Source organism: Mammaliicoccus sp. A-M4 (assembly GCF_022386955.1).
Lineage (GTDB): Bacteria > Bacillota > Bacilli > Staphylococcales > Staphylococcaceae > Mammaliicoccus > Mammaliicoccus lentus.
Genome location: NZ_JAJNHH010000003.1, coordinates 1 through 16,331, shown reverse-complemented (window position 1 = coordinate 16,331; position 16,331 = coordinate 1). Strand labels below are relative to the sequence as shown.

12 protein-coding genes and 1 other RNA gene are annotated in these 16,331 nt (G+C 32.4%); all 13 read left to right on the top strand.

The features are described 5' to 3' along the window. Positions 1 to 20 precede the first annotated feature (20 nt). The 13 genes from queA (at position 21) to LQ682_RS03635 (ending at position 16,016) form a co-directional block, all read left to right on the top strand. A complete protein-coding gene (gene queA / locus LQ682_RS03695) occupies positions 21 to 1,046 on the top strand; it encodes a tRNA preQ1(34) S-adenosylmethionine ribosyltransferase-isomerase QueA (RefSeq protein ID WP_064211068.1) in 1,026 nt (341 codons plus the stop codon). A 16-nt stretch (positions 1,047 to 1,062) separates the two neighbouring features. Beyond that, entirely contained in the window at positions 1,063 to 2,202 is a 1,140-nt protein-coding gene (gene tgt / locus LQ682_RS03690; protein WP_016999268.1) for a tRNA guanosine(34) transglycosylase Tgt, read from the top strand. A gap of 12 nt (positions 2,203 to 2,214) precedes the next feature. After that, positions 2,215 to 2,478: a preprotein translocase subunit YajC gene (gene yajC / locus LQ682_RS03685; protein WP_016999267.1), complete on the top strand. Its 264-nt coding sequence runs from the start codon at positions 2,215 to 2,217 to the stop codon at positions 2,476 to 2,478. A 157-nt stretch (positions 2,479 to 2,635) separates the two neighbouring features. Continuing rightward, a complete protein-coding gene (gene secDF, locus LQ682_RS03680) occupies positions 2,636 to 4,927 on the top strand; it encodes a protein translocase subunit SecDF (protein WP_239723885.1) in 2,292 nt (763 codons plus the stop codon). A 180-nt stretch (positions 4,928 to 5,107) separates the two neighbouring features. Continuing rightward, a complete protein-coding gene (gene recJ, locus LQ682_RS03675; RefSeq protein WP_239723883.1) occupies positions 5,108 to 7,402 on the top strand; it encodes a single-stranded-DNA-specific exonuclease RecJ in 2,295 nt (764 codons plus the stop codon). Then, positions 7,402 to 7,920, top strand: coding sequence for an adenine phosphoribosyltransferase (locus LQ682_RS03670; RefSeq protein WP_064204324.1), 519 nt, complete (start codon positions 7,402 to 7,404; stop codon positions 7,918 to 7,920). Before recJ ends, LQ682_RS03670 begins: the two co-directional genes overlap by 1 nt. 142 nt (positions 7,921 to 8,062) lie before the next feature. Further along, complete coding sequence (locus tag LQ682_RS03665; RefSeq protein ID WP_064211066.1) at positions 8,063 to 10,252, top strand: RelA/SpoT family protein; 2,190 nt, start codon at positions 8,063 to 8,065, stop codon at positions 10,250 to 10,252. Between the two features lie 11 nt (positions 10,253 to 10,263). After that, positions 10,264 to 10,716, top strand: coding sequence for a D-aminoacyl-tRNA deacylase (gene dtd, locus LQ682_RS03660; protein WP_026023630.1), 453 nt, complete (start codon positions 10,264 to 10,266; stop codon positions 10,714 to 10,716). Further along, positions 10,713 to 11,585 (top strand): N-acetylmuramoyl-L-alanine amidase family protein, encoded by an 873-nt coding sequence (locus tag LQ682_RS03655; RefSeq protein WP_070044715.1) that lies wholly within the window; start codon positions 10,713 to 10,715, stop codon positions 11,583 to 11,585. Before dtd ends, LQ682_RS03655 begins: the two co-directional genes overlap by 4 nt. A 321-nt stretch (positions 11,586 to 11,906) precedes the next feature. Then, complete coding sequence (hisS, locus tag LQ682_RS03650; protein ID WP_016999261.1) at positions 11,907 to 13,172, top strand: histidine--tRNA ligase; 1,266 nt, start codon at positions 11,907 to 11,909, stop codon at positions 13,170 to 13,172. Further along, complete coding sequence (gene aspS, locus LQ682_RS03645) at positions 13,172 to 14,944, top strand: aspartate--tRNA ligase (protein WP_103268864.1); 1,773 nt, start codon at positions 13,172 to 13,174, stop codon at positions 14,942 to 14,944. The genes hisS and aspS overlap by 1 nt, the downstream gene beginning before the upstream one ends. A gap of 56 nt (positions 14,945 to 15,000) precedes the next feature. Continuing rightward, a non-coding RNA gene (ssrS, locus tag LQ682_RS03640) (6S RNA) lies at positions 15,001 to 15,193 on the top strand. Positions 15,194 to 15,245: 52 nt separating this feature from the next. Further along, the gene (locus LQ682_RS03635; RefSeq protein WP_239723881.1) at positions 15,246 to 16,016 is read left to right on the top strand and encodes a tRNA threonylcarbamoyladenosine dehydratase; all 771 of its coding nucleotides are present in this window, start codon (positions 15,246 to 15,248) and stop codon (positions 16,014 to 16,016) included. Positions 16,017 to 16,331 lie beyond the last annotated feature (315 nt).

Here is a 16,331-nt window from a genome sequence, read left to right as displayed (position 1 = left end):
TGAGGAAAGAGGCAAAGCCTGTGAATATTGAAGATTTTGATTTTGATTTACCTGAGTCTTTGATCGCTCAAACACCATTGCTTAATAGAGAAAGTAGTCGACTACTAAAATGCGATAAAGTTACAGGTGAATTAGAAGATTTAACATTTAAAGATGTTATACATCAGTTATCACCGGGAGATTGTTTAGTACTAAATGATACAAAAGTCATGCCTGCTAGATTATTTGGAATTAAAGAAGAAACTGGTGCGAAAGTTGAAATGTTAATGCTAACACAACAAGAGAATGACGAATGGGAAGTACTTATCAAACCTGCAAAACGTATAAAGATAAATCAAAGTGTATCTTTTGGGGAAGGTAAAATAATTGCTACTTGTGTTAAAGAGTTAGACCAAGGTGGTAGAATTATGAAACTTTCGTATGAAGGCATTTTACAAGAACGTTTGGATGAACTTGGTGAAATGCCATTACCTCCTTACATTAAAGAAAGACTAGATGATCAAGACCGATATCAAACTGTTTATGCTAAAGCTGTTGGATCAGCTGCAGCACCAACTGCAGGACTACATTTCACTAAAAATCTATTACAAGAAATTAGAGATAGAGGTGTACATGTTGCATTTATAACTTTACACGTAGGATTAGGTACATTCAGACCGGTAAGTGTAGATAATATCGACGAACATGAAATGCATTCAGAGTATTATCAAATGTCTGAAGATACTGCTGAATTATTAAATAAAGTTAAAGCCGATGGTAAAAAAATTATTTCAGTTGGTACTACTTCAACAAGAACGTTAGAAACAATACGAAGTAGGAATGATAAATTCATAGCCGAAAGTGGCTGGACAGATATCTTTATATATCCTGGGTATGAATTTAAAGCGATTGATGGCTTAATTACAAATTTCCATTTACCAAAATCTACTTTAATCATGTTAGTTTCAGCGCTGTCATCGCGCGAAAATATTTTAAATGCTTATCGTCATGCTGTTGAATCTGAATATAGATTCTTTAGTTTTGGGGATGCAATGATTATTATATAGTGAAGGAGAAAAAGACATGCCTGCAGTAACATATGAGCATATTAAAACTTGTAAACAGTCTGGTGCAAGATTGGGAATCGTTCATACACCACATGGTTCATTTGAGACACCAATGTTCATGCCAGTTGGTACAAAAGCAACTGTAAAAACGATGAGTCCTGAAGAACTTAAACAAATGGAAGCGAAAATCATTTTAAGCAATACCTATCATTTGTGGTTACAACCTGGAAGTGATATCATTTCTAAGGTGGGTGGATTACATAAGTTTATGAATTGGGATGGACCAATATTAACTGATTCAGGAGGCTTTCAAGTATTCAGTTTAAGTGATATGAGAAAGATTGAAGAAGAAGGTGTGCATTTTAGACATCATTTAAATGGTTCTAAATTGTTTTTAAGTCCAGAAAAGGCAACGCATATTCAAAACGATCTTGGTTCAGACATTATGATGGCGTTTGATGAGTGTCCTCCTATGCCATCTGAGTATGATTATGTAAAGAAATCAATTGAAAGAACGTCTAGATGGGCTGAGAGATGTCTTGAAGCTCATAAACGTCCTGAAGATCAAGCTCTATTTGGTATAATCCAAGGTGGGGAATACAACGATCTTAGAGAGCAGAGTGCTAAAGATTTAGTTTCACTTGATTTTCCTGGTTATGCGATTGGCGGTTTATCAGTTGGAGAACCGAAACCTGTTATGTACAGAATGGTTGAACATACGACGCCGTTAATGCCATTTAATAAACCAAGATATTTAATGGGCGTTGGCTCACCTGATGCATTAATCGAATGCTCAATTAGAGGTATCGATATGTTTGATTGTGTTTTACCAACACGTATAGCTAGAAATGGTACATGTATGACTTCACAAGGTAGAGTAGTGATAAAAAATGCGAAATATCAAACAGATTTATCACCATTAGATCCTGAATGTGATTGTTACACATGTAGAAACTATACTAAAGCTTATTTGCGTCATCTGATTAAAGCAGATGAAACATTTGGAATTCGTCTTACTACATATCATAATTTGTATTTCTTGTTAAAATTGATGGAGAATGTTCGCCAAGCAATAAGAGAAGATCGATTACTTGATTTCAAAGATGAATTTTTCGAACAATATGGACTAAATGTAGATAACCCCAAAAACTTTTAAAGGAGTATGATTATGGAAGTATTAGTACAATTATTACCAATTATTTTGATATTTGCACTTGTTTGGTTCTTAATGATTAGACCACAACAAAAAAGAGCAAAAGAGCATCGTGAATTATTAAACCGCTTAGAAGTAGGTCAAAAAGTTACTTCAATTGGTGGAATTAAAGGTACAGTTAGAGCAGTTGACGAATCAATCGTTGTTGTTACTGTAAATGACAAAGGCCAAGAAATTACTTTTGAAAAACCTGCTATCAAACAAGTAGACCCTTCATAAAAAAGTTTACATTTTGATGGAATTAGTTTAATATATTTAACGTTAAAGACATGGTTATCCATGTCTTTTTTTGATACATGTACGTTATGACTATTCAAAAACTGGTAATGTATGCTATAACATATATAGTGAACTAAAAAAAGTAAGAGGTGTTATCGTGAAAAAGCGTAGTAGAATTATAACCTTTTTACTTCTCTCGGTGTTGATTTTTACTTTAATAGGATCAACCGGTAAAAATATAACGAAGAATGTAAATTTAGGTCTAGACTTACAAGGTGGATTTGAAGTTCTTTATCAAGTCAATCCTTTAGATAAAGGTGACAAAATAGATAAAGACGCTGTTAAATCGACCGCCAAAACTTTGGAATCACGTGTTAACGTATTGGGTGTTTCTGAACCGAAGATTCAAGTTGAGGAAGGCAATAGAATAAGAGTACAATTAGCGGGTATTAAAGATCAAAACGAGGCTCGTGAAGTACTTTCGACTCAAGCTAACTTAACAATTAGAGATGCTAAAGATAATGTACTATTATCAGGTAAAGATTTAGTACAAGGTGGCGCTAAACAAGGTTTTAAAGATAATACAAACGAAGTAGCAGTTACACTTAAATTAAAAGATGCAGAAAAATTTAAAGAAGTAACTGAAAAAGTATCTAAAATGAATCCAAACCTGATGGTTATTTGGATGGATTACGAAAATGGAGATAGCTACGAAAAAGAAGCTAAGAAAGAACAAGAAGGCAAAGAGCCTAAGTATATTTCTGCAGCGACAGTTAGTCAGCCTATCAATTCTGAAAATGTAGAAATATCAGGCGGATTTAAAGGTGAAGAAGGCGTTAAAGAAGCAAAACAAATCGCTGACTTATTAAATTCAGGTTCTTTACCAGTTAAATTAGATGAAGTTTATTCTACTTCAGTAGGTGCTCAGTTTGGTCAAGATGCTTTAGATGAAACGATTTTTGCCTCTACAATTGGTGTAGGTATCGTATTTTTATTCATGTTAATCTACTATAGATTACCTGGTGTTGTTGCTGTTGTTACATTAAGCGCTTATGTTTATTTAACATTATTAGCATTCAACTTTATTTCAGGTGTTCTTACTTTACCTGGTCTAGCTGCTCTGGTGTTAGGTGTAGGTATGGCTGTAGACGCGAATATTATTATGTATGAACGGATAAAAGATGAGTTAAGAATCGGAAGGACATTGAAACAAGCCTTCAAAAAAGGTTCGGGTTCATCATTTGTTACAATACTAGATGCTAACTTAACGACAATATTAGCTGCATTAGTATTATTTGTATTTGGTGAAAGTTCCGTTAAAGGTTTCGCAACAATGTTATTACTATCTATTCTGATGAGTTTTGTAGCATCAGTATTCTTAACAAGATTACTGTTATCAATCTTGATTAACTCAAATTACTTTAACAAAAAGTATACTTGGTTCGGCATATCTAAAAAATCAAGACATGATATTAGCGAAAAATTAGATGTGCATGATTTAAGCACACCTTATGATAAAGTTAATTTTGTTAAACTTGCAAAACCGCTCTTAACATTTAGTATCATAACTATTATTGTTGGTGCGATTATAATATCTATATTTAAATTAAATCTCGGTATCGACTTCACAAGTGGTACAAGAGTTGATTTACAATCTGATAATGCAATAAAAACTGAACAAGTATCTAAACAATTTAAAGATATGGGATTAGAACCTTCTCAAGTTACGACAAGTGGTTCGGGTAATAAAATGGCTACTGTACAGTTTAAAGATGCTTTAGATAAATCGGAGATAAAAAAAGTTAAATCTGATTTTAAAGATACTTTAGGTCATGACCCTAATGTTAGTACAGTATCTCCTGTAGTTGGCCAAGAGCTCGCAGTAAACGCATTGAAAGCTTTAGGCATTGCAGCGCTTGGTATCGTCATTTATGTTACATTTAGATTCGAATGGCGAATGGGAACTACTGCAGTATTAGCACTTCTACACGATGTGTTCATGATTGTAACAGTGTTTAGCTTATTTAGATTAGAAGTAGATATTACATTTATTGCTGCTGTATTAACGATAATCGGTTATTCCATAAACGATACAATCGTTACATTTGATAGGGTTCGTGAAAACTTACGTAAAATCAAAGTTATAAAAGACCCAGAAACAATTGATATGATTGTAAATTCATCTATTAGACAAACGATGACGAGATCAATTAATACAGTGTTAACAGTTGTAATAGTTGTAATTGGACTATTAATCTTTGGATCATCAAGTATATTCAACTTCTCATTAGCATTACTTATAGGACTGATTTCAGGTGTGTTCTCATCTGTGTTCGTGGCAGTTCCGCTATGGGGCATGTTGAAAAAGAAAGAACTTAAAAATTCTGATGACGGCAAATTAGTTGTCTACGAAGAGAAAAAATCAAACGACGAAAAAATACTCGTTTAAAATTCATGAGCACTTATCAAAGCTACACTTTATGTGTCTGCTTTGATAAGTGCTTTTTTATGCAGTTGAAGTTTATCAATTCTATGCAAAAAATATTTATTTTGATATTCTTAATTTGTTTAGTAGAGAATCATTAATTTTTCATGTATAATGTTTTGAGTAGAAATGAGGAGATTTGTTATGACTAAAGCACGTTATCAATGGTCTATACCTAGACAAACTATAGAAATAGACAAGCAGATAATTAAAAAATTTAATATTTCCCCGCTATTAGAAAAAGCATTAGTTTCTAAAGGTTATACAACACAAACTGATATCGAACATTTACTTTCTAAAGAAGAACTTTTTCATGATCCTATGTTGTTAAGTGATATGGAGAAAGCTGTTTCAAGAATACATAAAGCTATAGAAAATAGTGAGAAAATATTAGTATATGGTGATTATGATGCTGATGGTGTGACATCAACAACAATTCTCGTAAAAACATTAGAATCACTTGGAGCTCAAGTCGGTTGGTATATTCCGAATAGATTTACAGAAGGATATGGTCCGAGTGAAGGGGCATTTCGAAATGCTCATGATGAAGACGTTACTTTAATCATTACAGTAGACAATGGTGTTCAAGGGCATCATGAAATAGATATTGCTAATGAATTAGGGATAGACGTTATCGTAACAGATCATCACGAATTTGGTATTACAAAACCCAATGCATATGCTATCGTCCATCCTATGCACCCTGACTCCGACTATCCATTTGAATATTTAGCAGGTGTAGGGGTTTCTTATAAATTATGTAAAGCACTTAAGGCGGACTTGCCCGATTATTTTCTTGGACTTGTAGCAATCGGTACTATTGCAGATTTAGTGAGTTTAACTGATGAGAATAGATATATGGTTAAGAGAGGTTTAAACATTTTAAATGAAAAACCTTCCCCAGGTATTAAAGCACTGTTAGAAGTCGCAGATTACACTGATGAAGTCAGTGAACAAACTGTAGGATTTATAATTGGCCCAAGATTAAATGCGGTTGGTCGTCTGGATGATGCTAGATTAGCATGTGAATTATTGATGTGCGAAGACAGCGATGAAGCGACTTTTCTTGCTGAAGAAGTAGATCATTTTAATACGGAAAGAAAAGCAATAGTTGAAACTATTACAGAAGAAGCTCTTGTGCTCGCTCAAGAACAAATTGACACCAATGCACAATTTTTAGTTTTAGCAAAAGAAGATTGGAACGAGGGTGTTCTCGGAATAGTAGCATCAAGAATTGTTGAACAATATCATTTACCAACTATCGTGTTAAATGTGGATATAGAGCAAAATCATGCTAAAGGATCAGCTAGAAGTATTGAACAAGTATCTATGTTTGAATTTCTTCAAAATAACTCTGAACTTATACAAAAGTTTGGTGGTCATCATATGGCAGCAGGTATGACGTTAGATATTGATGCTATAGAATCATTAAAAAAAGCTTTAAATGATGAAATGTATAAGTTAACAGAAGGTAAACCACTATTACCGCAATTAACTGTGGATTCAGAAATTCAAGTATCTGACATTTCAGTTGAAAATATTTTTGACTTAGAGAGATTACGACCTTTTGGAACTGATATTTCTGCACCATTATTTGCAGTGAAAAATGTGCAGGTTAATTCGGTGAAAGGTATTGGACAAAGTGAAAAACATTTAAAACTTACATTAACCGACAAAAATATTGCAGCACTTCATTGGAATTTCGGACATCTTCAACACGACATAACAAATGAAACAACTATTAATATAGCAGGCAGCTTAAATGTAAACGAATGGAATGGACATCAATCTCCACAAATAATCGTAAAAGATTTAGAGTTAGGTAATGAACATACAGTATTCGATTATAGAAGTAAAAATAAACAAGACTTATTGAAAATTAATCAAAAAGACGCTTTGTTTGTAGTTAATTCAACAGAAGAAAAACTAAATGATAGATATGTGTTCTATGGAGAAGGATATGAAAGAAATGTTGAAGCGTGTGTGCTTAGAGATTTACCAAAAGATTTAGATGATTTAAAAACAACTTTAAATCAAGTTAATGCAGATAAATATTATTTAGTTTTTAAAGGTCAATCTAATTCATACTTTGAAGGTTTACCTAATGAACAAAAATTTAAAGAAACATATAAAGCATTACTCAGTAAAGCAGAAACAAATATTCAAACTGAAGGTATGCAACTTTGTCAATTTTTGAAAATTAAACCTGATCAATTAAAATTCATATTAAATTGCTTTTATGAATTAGACTTTATTACAATAAATGATGGTATAATAAAAGTGAATAAAGAAGCGGAAAAGAATAGCATTCAAAGTGCGCCGTTGTATCAAGAGAAGAAAAGACAAATAGAAATTGAAAAGACCTTGTTATATAATGACAGTCAATCTTTAATCAAATGGATTCAGTCATTGATAGGCAACGTTGAGGAGGAAGTTTAATGGATTTAAAACAATATGTTTCAGAAGTACAAGATTGGCCAAAAGAAGGGGTTAATTTTAAAGATATTACAACAATTATGGACAATGGGGAAGCATATAAATATGCAACTGACCAAATTGTAAGTTATGCTAAAAACAAACAAGTAGATGTAGTAGTTGGACCTGAAGCAAGAGGATTCATTATAGGGTGCCCTGTGTCTTATGCTATGGGAATTGGTTTTGCACCTGTTCGTAAAGAAGGTAAATTACCTCGTGAAGTTATTCGTTATGAATATGATTTAGAATATGGCTCTAACGTTTTAACAATGCATAGAGACGCAATTAAACCTGGTCAACGTGTGCTTATTACTGATGATTTATTAGCAACAGGCGGTACAATAGAAGCTGCTATCCATTTGGTGGAATCACTAGGTGGTATTGTAGTAGGTATTGCTTTCTTAATAGAATTGAAATATTTACACGGAATAGATAAACTAAAAGGATACGATGTTGTATCTTTAATTTCATATGATGAATAGTATGTAAATGCTCAAATAAAATAGTCACTTTTGTGACTATTTTATTTTTAGATTAAATATAATAATTATATGTGGCATATTACTTATATTAATTGCTATAATAGTAATATTAAAGAGAAATTTGTGATGAGGTGGTGTCCCTATGAATAAAGAATATCCTTATAGTGCTGATGATGTTTTATATAAAGCTAAAAGCTACTTATCCGAAGAAGCTTACAAATTAGTTGAAAAAAGTTACGATTTAGCTTTTAAAGCACATCAAGGCCAAATTAGAAAAAATAACTTACCTTATATTATGCATCCAATACAAGTTGCAGGTATTTTGACTGAAATGAAGTTAGATGGCCCAACAATTGTTGCTGGATTTTTACATGATGTAATTGAGGATACACCTTATACTTACGATGATTTGGTTGAAATGTTTAATGAAGAAGTTGCAATTATAGTAGATGGTGTGACAAAACTTAAAAAAGTAAAATATAAATCAAAAGAAACGCAGCAAGCTGAAAACCATCGTAAACTATTTATAGCAATCGCTAAGGACGTAAGAGTTATACTTGTGAAATTAGCAGATAGGCTTCATAACGTCAGAACTTTAAAAGCCATGCCAAAAGAAAAGCAAAAAAGAATAGCAAAAGAAACATTGGAAATATACGCACCTTTAGCTCATAGATTAGGTATTAATACGATTAAATGGGAACTGGAGGATATTTCTTTAAGATATATAGATAGCGTTCAATATTTCAGAATAGTTAATCTTATGAAGAAAAAAAGAAGTGAACGTGAAACATATATTGCTAATGCTGTTAAAGATATTGAATCAGAAATGGAAGTTATGGATATTTCTGGCGACATAAGCGGACGACCTAAACATATATATAGCATCTATAGAAAAATGGTTAAACAAAAAAAGCAATTTGAACAAATATTTGATTTATTAGCTATTAGAGTCATAGTGCCATCTATTAAAGATTGTTATGCTGTATTGGGCTTAGTGCACACACTTTGGAAACCTATGCCTGGCAGATTTAAAGACTATATAGCTATGCCAAAACAAAATATGTATCAATCATTGCATACAACGGTAGTTGGACCAAATGGCGATCCTTTAGAAATTCAAATCAGAACATATGAGATGCATGAAATAGCTGAACATGGTGTTGCTGCTCATTGGGCTTATAAAGAAGGTAAAAACTTAAGCAATAAATCTGAAGAATATTTACAAAAAATGAGTTGGTTACAAGAGATAGCTGAAACAGATAACACATCTCCAGACGCTGAAGAATTTATGGAATCATTAAAATATGATTTACAAAGTGATAAAGTTTACGTCTTTACGCCAGAAAGTGATGTTGTAGAACTTCCTTATGGTGCTGTACCAATAGACTTTGCTTACTCTGTCCACAGTGAAGTGGGGAATAAGATGATAGGAGCAAAAGTAAACGGTAAAATCGTGCCGATTGATTATAAATTATCTACTGGAGATATAGTTGAAATTAGAACGAGTAAACATTCATATGGACCGAGTCGAGATTGGTTGAAAATTGTGCGTTCTTCAAGTGCTAAAAGCAAAATTCGCAGTTTCTTTAAGAAACAAGATAGATCTGCAAACATTGAAAAAGGCAAGTTTATGATTGAAGCTGAAATTAAAGAACAAGGTTTCAACGTAGATGAAGTATTAACTTCTGAGAATATCAAAAATGTAAATGAGAAATATAATTTTTCGAACGAAGATGATTTATATGCAGCAGTAGGATTTGGAGGCATCACCGCGTTACAAGCTGTTAATAGATTATCTGAAAAAATTAGAATAGAACGTAAAAAACAGTCATTAAACCAAGTTCAAGAAGTCAGTAAGTCTATGCCGATTAAAAATGATATACGTACTGAAACAGGTGTTTATGTAGAGGGCTTGGACAATATGTTAATCAAATTATCGAAGTGCTGTAACCCTATCCCTGGTGATGATATCATCGGCTACATTACAAAAGGACATGGGGTAAAAGTACATAGAAAAGATTGCCCTAATATTATTAATGAAACCGAGAGATTAATTGATGTAGAATGGGTTAAAAATACAAATGAACAAAAAAGTTACCAAGTTGATTTGGAAATTACAGGATACGATCGAAATGGCTTGTTAAATGAAGTCTTGCAAGTTGTAAATTCAATTAAAGTACAATTAGTAAAAGTTTCAGGTAAAGCTGATATAGATAAAAATGCTGTTATAAACATAAGTGTTATGGTTAAAAACGTTAATGACGTTTATCGAATTGTTGATAAAATAAAACAATTAGGCGATATCTATACAGTTACCCGTGTATGGAATTAAGAGGTGATATTTTGAAAGTTGTTTTACAAAAAGTAAGTCAAGCTAAAGTGACATCTGAAAATATTCAAAATGAAATTAAACAAGGTTTTTTATTGCTAGTAGGAGTTGGTGAAGAGTCAACGTATAAAGATGCTGACGCCATTGCTAAAAAAATCGCCAAAACTCGAATTTTTGAAGATGACCAAGGTAAAATGAATTTAGATATACATCAAGTTGATGGGGAAATACTATCTATTTCACAATTCACAATATATGCTTCAGTAAAAAAAGGAAATAGACCTGGGTTTACGAATGCTAAAGAACCAACCGAAGCTAACAATATATATAGATATTTTAATGAACAATTAGCTTCTTATGGTATACCTGTCAAAAGTGGTGAATTTGGTGCACATATGGATATATCACTTGTTAATGATGGTCCAATAACGATTATTTTCGAAAGCAAGGATGGTATTATTCAATGAACCGAATAAGCTTATGGTTTAAAAAAAAGAAACTAAAGCCAATACCGATTATTATCGTGGGATTAATATTATTAGCATTAATTATTATTATTATTAATCTCTTAACACAAGAAGATGAAGAACCTAAGTCACTTTCTATGATAGAAGATGGTGAACTGAGAACCGGTCCAGCTGCATTTTATCCAATTATATTTGATGTTAAAGATGGAGATAAGTTTGAAATCATAGATAGAGAAGGTAAATGGTTTGAAGTCATTAATAGTGACAATGAAAAGGGTTGGATTGCTGGTTGGCATACAAATTTAGATATTAAAGAAGATGTGGATCCAGTCCAAAAACCATTAAAGGGTAAAACCATTGTACTTGATCCAGGGCATGGTGGAAGTGATCAAGGCGCGGCAAGCTCCAAACACAAAGACGTAACAGAAAAAGTAATGACGTTAAAAACTGCTAAAGAATTGGAAAAAATGTTAAAAGATGAAGGTGCTAAAGTAAAATTAACACGTTCAAAAGATGAGTACGTTAAATTAAAAGATAGACAAGCTGATGGAGATGTATTCATAAGCATACATAATGACGCACTTGAATCTTCTAATCCACATGGTTTAACAGTTTATTATCATCATGAAAGTCATAAAGATTTCGCAAAAACTTTACACACTTCAATCAATCAAAAGTCTATCTTGTCTGATAGAGGGGTAAGAAATGAAAACTTCCAAGTTATTAGACAAGCTAAGTCACCTGCTGTATTATTAGAACTTGGATATATAAGCAACCCAACTGATGAAAACTTAATCGTTGATCGCAAATACAGACACATAGTTGAAACTGGTATTGTAGATGGTTTGAAAGTTTACTTTTCAAATTAAATGTTGACTGAAATTAATTATGGGGTTACTATTAATATAAATTACTAAATATAAACTTACCGTTTATTCTTGAATAGTATACACTTTAGGCTGAACACAGAGATTATAACATGTGCTGAAAGTTATAAAGATGCCACGTATACTTTTGAACACAAGAAGAGGGAATCTTATGAAAGTAAGATCGATTGACATCCGTTACAATGTTGTTAAGTGAGTATTCTTTTTTAGAGAATACTAATTAGGGTGGCAACACGGAATCTTCGTCCCTTGTATGTTTATTAAGCATACAAGGGACTTTTTTAATTTTAAGGAGGAAATTAAATGATAAATATACCACGTGGCACACAAGATATTTTGCCGAAAGATAGTTATAAATGGCAGTATATTGAAAATAAATTACACGAACTGATGAAAATTTATAATTATAAAGAAATTAGAACACCTATATTTGAAAGCACGGATTTATTTAGTAGAGGTGTTGGAGATTCAACTGATGTCGTACAGAAAGAAATGTACACATTTAAAGATAAAGGTGATAGAAGTCTCACATTGAGACCTGAGGGTACTGCTAGTGTAGTGAGAAGTTTCATAGAAAATAAAATGCAAGGTAATGCGAATCAGCCTGTAAAATTATATTATACTGGTCCTATGTTTAGATACGAAAGAAAACAAAAAGGACGTTATCGTCAATTCGTTCAATTTGGAGTAGAAGCAATTGGATCAGAAAATCCTGCAATCGATGTTGAAATTATTGCAATGCTTGTACACATTTATCAGTCATTCGGTTTGAAAAACTTAAAACTAGTTATTAACAGTATTGGTGATGCTGAATCAAGAGCAGATTATTCTAAAGCATTACAAGAACATTTTGAGCCAGTCATTGATACATTTTGTCAAGATTGTCAAAACAGACTTTATACAAATCCAATGCGCATTCTAGATTGTAAAGTTGATCGAGATAAAGAAGCTGTAAAAAATGCGCCGAAAATTACTGAATACTTGAATGATTATTCAAAAAGTTATTTCGAAGAAGTTAAAACACTATTAGATGAAATTGGTATTGAATATGAAATTGATAGCAATTTAGTACGTGGTTTAGATTATTATACGCACACTGCATTTGAAGTAATGAGCAATGCAGAAGGATTCGGAGCTATTACAACTCTATGTGGCGGTGGACGTTATAATGGATTATTAGAATTATTAGATGGTCCAAAAGAAACAGGTATAGGATTTGCTTTAAGTATTGAAAGACTATTGCTCGCTCTAGAGGCGGAAGGCATTGAAATAGAACAAGAAGACTCTATAGATTTATTCATTGCTACTATGGGAGAGCAAGCTGATCATTATTCAGTAGAATTACTTAATAAACTAAGATTAGCAGGTATTAGTTGTGACAAAGATTACTTAAGTAGAAAATTAAAAGGCCAAATGAAACAAGCTGACAGATTAAATGCAACTTATACAATTGTTATTGGTGAAGATGAATTACAAAAAGAGCAAGTAGAAGTTAAAAATATGAAAACTGGCGAAAGTGAACCAGTAGCATTTTCAGAATTAGAGAATTATTTAAAGGTGGAATCATAATGAATAAAAGAACAACTTATTGTGGAAGTGTAACAGAAGAATATATTGGACAGACAGTAACTTTAAACGGATGGGTACAAAAAAGACGTGACCTTGGCGGACTTATTTTTATAGATTTACGTGACCGTGAAGGCGTAGTACAAATTGTTTTTAACCCAGATTTTTCAGATGAAGCTTTAAAAATTGCTGATAAAGTTCGTTCTGAATATGTTATACAAGTTAAAGGTCAAGTAACTAAAAGAGATGAAAAATCAGTTAATGATAAAATTAAAACTGGTAAAGTAGAAGTGCAAGTTTCAAGTATAGAAATATTAAATGAATCTGAAACACCACCGTTCTCAATTACAGATGTAAATGATATAGATGAAAATGTTCGTCTTAAATATAGATATATAGATTTACGTAGAGAAAGTTTAGCTCAAACATTTAAAATGAGACATCAAATTACACGCTCTGTTAGAAACTACTTAGATGAAGGAGATTTCTTTGAGGTTGAAACACCTGTTTTAACGAAATCAACACCAGAAGGGGCTAGAGACTACTTAGTTCCATCACGTGTCCATGATGGTGAATTTTATGCATTACCTCAATCACCACAAATTTTTAAACAGTTATTAATGATAGGCGGTTTTGATAAGTATTATCAAATCGTTAAATGTTTCAGAGATGAAGATTTAAGAGCTGATAGACAGCCTGAGTTTACTCAAATAGATATCGAAATGAGTTTCGTTGATCAAGAAGATGTTATGACAATGAACGAAGGTTTAATGAAACGTATTATGAAAGACGTTAAAGGAATCGATATTACGACACCATTCCCTCGTATGACTTACGCTGAAGCAATGGAGAGATATGGTATTGATAAACCAGATACACGTTTCGGTATGGAATTAATCAATTTATCACAATTAGCTTCACAAATGGAATTCAAAGTATTTAAAGGTGCTGTTGAAAACGGTGGGGAAGTTAAAGCGATAGTTGTTGAAAATGGAGCAGACGACTATTCAAGAAAAGATATTGATCAATTACAATCATTTGCAAGTATATACGGAGCTAAAGGTTTAGCTTGGGTTAAAGTAACTGATGAAGGATTAAACGGTCCAATTAGCAAATTCTTTAATGAATCACACACAGAAGAATTATTAAAAGAAACAGAAGCAAAATCTGGTGATTTAATTCTATTTGTTGCAGATAAAAAAGATGTTGTTGCAGCTAGTTTAGCTCAATTAAGAAATAAACTTGGTAAAGAACGTGGCTTAATAGATCCTAATCAATATAACTTCTTATGGGTTACAGATTGGCCATTATTTGAATATGATGAAGATACTAACCGTTATGTTGCTGCCCATCATCCATTTACTGCTCCTAAAAAAGAACACGAAGATATGTTAGAAACAGATCCTACAAATGTTGAAGCAAATGCTTATGACATTGTATTAAATGGATTTGAATTAGGTGGGGGTTCAATCAGAATCCACAAATCTGACTTACAAGAAAAAATGTTTAAAGCTTTAGGGTTTACAGATGAGGAAGCTCAAGAACAATTCGGTTTCTTAATAGAAGCGTTTAAATATGGAGCACCTCCACATGGTGGAATTGCTTTAGGGTTGGATAGACTTGTTATGTTATTGGCTGGTAGAACTAATTTACGCGATACAATTGCTTTCCCTAAAACAGCAAGCGCATCTTGTTTATTAACTGACGCACCAAGCAAAGTATCAAATAGCCAATTACAAGAATTACATTTACAATTAGATTTAGACGAAGAATAACAAAAGTATAAATACTTGTTATTTAAAAGAATTATGATAAAATAAATTTATAAGGTAGACATCTGAAGTGTTCGTGATACGCTTTATGTATTTTGACCTAACACTTTCGATCAAGGGAGCCTAATGGGTTTTCTTAATAGCGCATACGCCTCTTAAGGAGGACATGCAAAATAAGAAACAGGGCACCCACCTGTATTTAGCAGGCCAAAATGATCTAGCACGCAATATTACGGCACAATTGGATTCTATCGGTACGCAAGACTCTATGTCTTGCGTATTTTTGTGTAAAGGAGTTAAAAATATGACTAAACATCAATTCTCAAGAAATGAGTTAGCGATTGGTAAAGAAGGATTAGATTTACTTAAAAGCAAAACAGTTGTTGTACTAGGAGTAGGCGGCGTTGGTTCTTTTGCTGCTGAAGCACTAGCAAGAACGAATATAGGACATATAATTTTAATCGATAAAGATGATGTAGATATTACAAATGTGAATAGACAATTACATGCACTTACTACAACAATTGGACAATCTAAAGTTGATTTAATGGAAGAACGCATTAGATTAATCAACCCAGATTGCAAAGTCACTTCATTACATATGTTTTATACAGAAGAAACATACGAAGCATTATTTAATGAATACGATATAGATTATTTTTTAGATGCTAGTGATACAATTATGTACAAAATACATCTTATGAAAGAATGTTTAGAAAGAAACATCAACGTGATTTCAAGTATGGGGGCTGCAAATAAAACAGACCCTACTAGATTTGAAATTGCTGATATTTCAAAAACATATACTGATCCAATGGCAAAAATTATTCGTCTTAAACTTAGAAAAATGGGAATTCATAAAGGAATAAATGTAGTATTTAGTGATGAAAGTCCTATTGTAATAAGAGAAGATGTTAATGAAGTCGTCGGAGATAAAAATGCTAAAGTTAGAAAAGCACAAATGCCACCATCTTCAAATGCTTTTGTACCAAGTACAGTAGGATTGATTTGTGCAAGTTATGTAGTGAATGACATACTAAAAGATATTCATGTTAAGAGAGTTAAAGATAAGTAAAAACAACAGGCTGAGACATTTATATGTCCCAGCCTGTTTTTATTATATAAGCACGTGTAGCTTATTGTTTATAATGAATAAGAGAATAATGGATTCTCTAACGTGCAAGAAATATAAGACAAGCTCGTTACATTCTCTAACGAGCTAGTGATGATAAACAAGCCCGCTAGCTCAATATCCATCATTATTTCAATGTAATTTCACCCTAAATATATATGATACGCGAATATGTCCATATAATTGTGTAATAAAAAAAGAGCCAAATATAGCTCACTTTAGTACAATGTAATCGACTAAGAAAATATTGTAGAGGTG

What these genes read in the sequence shown, in the direction of transcription:
- LQ682_RS03655 (WP_070044715.1), top strand. Translation starts at nt 10,713, where the DNA reads ATGAACCGAATAAGCTTATGGTTTAAAAAAAAGAAACTAAAGCCAATA.
- tgt (WP_016999268.1), top strand. Translation starts at nt 1,063, where the DNA reads ATGCCTGCAGTAACATATGAGCATATTAAAACTTGTAAACAGTCTGGT.
- LQ682_RS03665 (WP_064211066.1), top strand. Translation starts at nt 8,063, where the DNA reads ATGAATAAAGAATATCCTTATAGTGCTGATGATGTTTTATATAAAGCT.
- LQ682_RS03670 (WP_064204324.1), top strand. Translation starts at nt 7,402, where the DNA reads ATGGATTTAAAACAATATGTTTCAGAAGTACAAGATTGGCCAAAAGAA.
- yajC (WP_016999267.1), top strand. Translation starts at nt 2,215, where the DNA reads ATGGAAGTATTAGTACAATTATTACCAATTATTTTGATATTTGCACTT.
- LQ682_RS03635 (WP_239723881.1), top strand. Translation starts at nt 15,246, where the DNA reads ATGACTAAACATCAATTCTCAAGAAATGAGTTAGCGATTGGTAAAGAA.
- aspS (WP_103268864.1), top strand. Translation starts at nt 13,172, where the DNA reads ATGAATAAAAGAACAACTTATTGTGGAAGTGTAACAGAAGAATATATT.
- recJ (WP_239723883.1), top strand. Translation starts at nt 5,108, where the DNA reads ATGACTAAAGCACGTTATCAATGGTCTATACCTAGACAAACTATAGAA.
- hisS (WP_016999261.1), top strand. Translation starts at nt 11,907, where the DNA reads ATGATAAATATACCACGTGGCACACAAGATATTTTGCCGAAAGATAGT.